The 5,066-nt window shown below is 36.1% G+C and carries 4 protein-coding genes; 2 read left to right on the plus strand and 2 right to left on the minus strand.

The window, feature by feature from the left end; all coding sequences use genetic code 11:
* Together D6734_12320 and D6734_12325 are read left to right on the plus strand one after the other, a co-directional pair.
* A partial coding sequence (locus tag D6734_12320; GenBank protein ID RMF92416.1) for a hypothetical protein occupies nucleotides 1-531 on the plus strand: 531 nt, incomplete at its 5' end.
* A 289-nt stretch (nucleotides 532-820) separates the two neighbouring features.
* Nucleotides 821-3,004 carry a cation-translocating P-type ATPase gene (locus D6734_12325; protein ID RMF92417.1) on the plus strand — a complete coding sequence of 728 codons (2,184 nt, stop codon included), beginning with the start codon at nucleotides 821-823 and terminating at the stop codon, nucleotides 3,002-3,004.
* Nucleotides 3,005-3,037: 33 nt separating this feature from the next.
* On the opposite strand, the gene D6734_12330 is transcribed toward D6734_12325, so the two are convergent.
* A complete protein-coding gene (locus D6734_12330) occupies nucleotides 3,038-4,402 on the minus strand; it encodes a hypothetical protein (GenBank protein RMF92418.1) in 1,365 nt (454 codons plus the stop codon).
* A 186-nt stretch (nucleotides 4,403-4,588) separates the two neighbouring features.
* On the minus strand, nucleotides 4,589-5,020 hold the full coding sequence (locus D6734_12335) for an aminoacyl-tRNA hydrolase (protein ID RMF92419.1): 432 nt from the start codon (nucleotides 5,018-5,020) through the stop codon (nucleotides 4,589-4,591).
* Between the last annotated feature and the right edge of the window lie 46 nt (nucleotides 5,021-5,066).

Raw genomic sequence — 5,066 nt, forward strand, 5'->3', positions numbered from 1 at the left:
GTATCAGCTATTTTGAATAGCTCAATGGGAGGATTTGAAATGGTAAATAATAATGACGATAACATAGAAGAAATTGAGAAAAAAAGAAAAGAAGACAAACTGCCGGGTGTATTCATTGCGCTCTTTATTGTAACTGCAATATTTCTGATTGTTTATATAATTCGTTATACTCCTGCAATTTCTGGCTGGACATCGGAAGATGACTATCTGAATGTATCAAAAAAGCCCCAGATAGAAGCAAAAAAACTTTCAGCAGAAAACCCCTTTGAACATAATTCAGCTGCCATCTCTGAAGGGCAAACGATTTTTGCTGACTATTGCGCAGACTGCCATGGAGAAGATGCTAAGGGAGATTTTGGACCTAATCTGACTGATTCTGAGTGGAAATATGGTTCAGATGACAAAAGCAAGTTTGAAGTTGTAAAGATGGGAAGAGGAGCTGATACAGATAGTGAAATGCCTTCATTTAAAGATGACCTCACAGACGAACAGATTTGGAAAGTATTGGCTTTTATCGATTCTCTGAAATAAAAAGATATAACATACTGCAATCGACACAAATTTTCTCGTCTCATTCTTTTTTGTTATCCATCACTGTGACAGGATTGTCCAAGCATCTAAGCTCTCAGAAGGAATATTTTGGGAATGTTTTTTTGCAAAAGATAAATGAAAAGGAAATCAATACTGATAAAATCCTATTCGATGTTATGTAAATAATTGACAGAGAGGAATTCAGATAAATAATTAGAGAATATATATAACTAAAAGAGTTTGAAAAAACTCTTGAAAGAATAAAATCACAACTTTTCTTTGCTTTCTTATGGACAATTCAATAGAGATTACCCTTAAAATTGACGGGATACAATGCGCTTCATGCGTCTCTGCAATTACCAAAGCAGTAAATAAGATGGATGGCATATCTTCTTTTACACTTTCAGCTGAAACAGGAATTGCAAAAGCCCGAATTTATCCGGAGAAATTAACGACTGACACGATTATCTCTGTAATCAATTCTCTGGGATATGCGGCAAAAAAATTCTTCTATGAAGATATAGAAGAAAGTTTCAAGAAAGAAAAGAAGCGGCTTCTTTTTAGACTGGGCACTGCCGGATTTTTTTCAATGCAGTTAATGGTAGCCAGTCTTGCTCTTTATTCAGGATATTTCAAGGGAATTGATGAAACTTCAAAACTATTCTTTCAAATAATTTCCTTCTTTCTTTCCACACCGGTAGTTTTTTATTGTGGATTTGATTTTCACCTTAAAGCTGTCAGGGGGATTATAAATAGAACTATCACTATGGATACTCTCATCAGTATTGGCACGCTTACTGCGTATTTTTATAGTATCTATCAAATTTCGATTAAGGGAGAAGTTTATTTTGATACTGCGGCAATGATAATAACCTTCATCTTAGCAGGACGCACTATTGAAGCATATGTACGAAGCAATATCTCATCGATTTTTAAAAAGTTCAGAGAGTTTCTGGATGTTGAGACAACAATAATCGATGAAAAAGATGGAAGTGCTAAAAAGGTGCCTGCAAGCAAAATCAGAAAGGGCAATCTTTTGGTAATCTACCCTTTTGAAAGAATCCCTGCAGATGCTGTTATTGAAGAAGGTGAAACAGAAGTCAATGAAAGCTTGCTCACAGGCGAATCACTTCCTGTAAAAAGACAAAAGGGAGACAAAGTTTTTGCAGGAGCATCAAATCTTTGGGGCAAAATCAAATGTCGAGTTTTGAATGATGCAGAAGCTTCATATGTAAACAGCATAATGGAGTTGATCAAAGAATCCCTTTTACAGAAGGCAAATATTCAGCGTACCGCAGATAAAGCAGTTGCCTTTTTTGTGCCTCTTGTGGTGCTGTGTGCATTGGGAACACTTGTATTTCATTATCTAATAAGAGATGAACTGCTATCTGCGGCAGTGATGTCTTCAATTTCAGTGCTCATTGTTGCCTGTCCTTGCGCGCTTGGATTAGCAACACCCCTTGCAATAAGCGGCGCTATTTCGAGAAGCTCTAAATTTGGAGTTTTGATAAAAAAACCGGAAGTTTTGGAAGCATTTAAAGATATTGATACTATCGTATTCGACAAGACAGGAACACTTACATCAGGTAAACTCGATATTTCAGATATAGTGTTAGAACCCGCCTTCTCTAATGAAGACAAAAAAGCGATTAGACGCAACGCAGCTTCTATAGAAAAAAATATTCAACATCCCATTGCAATAGCTATTGTAAAAGCAGCCAAAGATGAACAATTAGTGCCTGCTTCTGATATAAATTATTATCCGGGCTTGGGGGCTGAAGGAAGTGTTGATGGAAAGACAAAGATTCGTATTGGAAATGAAAAATTTCTTAATAAGCATAGCATTGAAATTTCAGAATACCTGAAGAATAAAAAAGAAGATTTTGTTGAAGAAGGGAAAGTATGCATTTTTTATGCTGAAGGGAATGTGGCAAAGGCATTGATGGTTTTTGAGGATTTATTGAGAGATGAGGCAGTGAATATGGTAGAGAAACTGAAGAAGGGAAGATTTAGAACTCTAATGTTGACAGGAGACAACAAGGCATCAGCTGAAGCAGTAAACAAAAAGCTCAAACTTGATTCATATAAAGCAGAGCTTTTGCCTGAAGATAAAATCAATATCATAAAAAATGAAAAGGGAAAGGGACATAAAATAATATATGTTGGTGATGGTATCAACGACACCCCTGCCCTCGTTGAAGCAGATATTGGAATCGCAATGAATGAGCCCTCACAATTTGCCCCTCTTTCTGCTGATGTTGTCCTTTTGAATGATAAATTGGATGGCATATTGACTCTATTAGAATTGGGAAAAAGAACTTTCACAAAAATCAAGATAAATCTGTTCTGGGCATTCTTCTATAATATAATTGCTATTCCATTTGCAGCTATGGGATACTTCCCACCTGTCCTATCAGCAGGACTAATGAGTTTGAGCTCTGTATCTGTATGCCTGAATTCAATCAGAAATTAAACATTTAAAATCAAAAATCATTATAGAGAGAGTTTATTCTTCAGGTACCAAAGGAGGGTCGAACTCCTTCAAATCAGCAGGAATTTTCATAGATTCCATCTCCTCCCCTGCTTCTGAAACATTTTTTAAAAGCCAATCATATGTAGATTTGATTGTTTCCTCTTCTCTGCTCAAAAACCTGTGGGCAGCATAACCGGGAGGAGGATTTGGGATTGTAGGTTCAGGTAATTTAATCAAGGATACATTTACCCTCTTTTCTTTCAAATGTTTGTATAATCTTTCCGACCATTTTCCGGGAGTAACATCATCACCCTGACACCACATAATGAGATATGGAATTTTAAGTTTTTCCGCTTCTCTTTCTACAATTGATAAAGTATCCTTGCCATAATAACTGAGGAAGCTTGAAGGGGTCATCTTGATTTTTTGTCCCCAGTGAGTCATAAATTCATACAGTTCATTTCCTCTGCCCTCTTTTACAAGCTCTCGTGCTTTTTTTTCATTCTTCTCTAAAAGTCCATTGCCAAATATGGCATATTCAATTGATTCTCTTCCATTTGCTACAGTTCCATAAGTTCCAACAGCTACAACTCTTTTGTCCTTTGATAGAACTGGATATATTGCTGCCATTTGTGTGCCTTTGCTGTGCCCCATTACATAAACTTTATTAAAGCCAAGTTTTTCAAGAAAATCTATCCCCGGTTTGAGGTCCATTACTGCATCTTCAAACAAGGTTTTTCCTCCGCCTTCAGTAGGCCCATTGTCTCTGCGGTTAAGGGAAAGTACTACCACCTTGTAGGGTTCCCAATAATATCCTACCCAACCCGCAAAGCTTTTCTTATATGTCCCAAAAGTACCATGCGTTACCAATACCGCTACTTTTTTAACTTTTCCTTTAGGAACGAATAGAGCTCCTTCAAGGGGTGTGCCATCATCAGCTTTAAGATTTATATGAAATACCTTTAATCCTGTGTTGCTGACATTTTCACATTCAAAATCTCTATCCACACCTATGCCCCCATCTGCAACATCTATTCCCTCTCCCCCATTTAATAAGTCGTTCCCATCATTGCCAACAAGCATATCGTTGTCTCCTTCACCATATAACTTATCATTGCCGTCATTTCCTACAAGAATATCTTGGCCATCACCTCCGCAAATAATATCGTCTCCTCCTTTGCCGAGGATATAATCATTGCCGCCAAGTCCTGCTATTACATCTTTCTTATAAGTCCCTGTAATGACATCATTTCCGTCAGTGCCAACTATTGTTGCTTTCAATCCTGCACATTCAACTTCTTGCGCCTGCGCAGACATAAAAAATGAAGGTAAAGTAAATTGAAATAGGAAAATTATCAAAGCAATCATTTTGTAATATGCTTTTATCTTTTTTTCCATTATCTTGCTCCTCTTAAATTTATAAAGTTAAAAAAAGTGCATACCTTCTAACATATTTTTTCAAGAAAATTACTCTTTTTTTAATTTATCTTTTGTAAGAAACGCAGAGAAAAGGGTCAATGTCCAACAATTCGCAAGGAAATCCATAAAAGAGGGATTGAAGAGTTATGCTTACAAGAAAAAAAATTATTCATTCAAAATCGAGGCATCTTTCTGTCTAAGTTTTTTTATTTCACTTCTTTTCTTCTTCTCTTTCAATCTTTTTTCTCTTGAGGATAATGAAGGTTTGGTTGGAATTCTTTCAATATCTTCAAATGCGGCTTTTTCAATTATTTTTACCAGTCTCTTCAATGCATCTTCTCTATTTTTCTGTCTCGTTGAATAGCGCATTGCTTTTATAATGAGAATCCCCCTTTCGTTGATTCTATTTTTAGCAATTTTAAACAGCTTTGCCTTTACCTCAGTTGGCAATGTTTTGTTTGCATTTATATTAAAAGACAACTGTACAGCCGTAGAAGTTTTGTTGACTTTTTGTCCGCCGGGACCTGATGATCTAATAAATTTTTCGCCTATTTCTTCCTCATTTATGAAGAAACAGGGATTTATTTGAATTTTCATTTTCTCTACGAAAGATACTGAACATACTAATCACCATATATAATTA

It is taken from the genome of Candidatus Schekmanbacteria bacterium (genome assembly GCA_003695725.1).
Classification (GTDB): domain Bacteria; phylum Schekmanbacteria; class GWA2-38-11; order GWA2-38-11; family J061; genus J061.

Bases quoted from the DNA above. Each gene is read 5' to 3' on its own strand.
- D6734_12325 (RMF92417.1), top strand. From the start codon at position 821: ATGGACAATTCAATAGAGATTACCCTTAAAATTGACGGGATACAATGC.
- D6734_12330 (RMF92418.1), bottom strand. From the start codon at position 4,402: ATGGAAAAAAAGATAAAAGCATATTACAAAATGATTGCTTTGATAATT.
- D6734_12335 (RMF92419.1), bottom strand. From the start codon at position 5,020: ATGAAAATTCAAATAAATCCCTGTTTCTTCATAAATGAGGAAGAAATA.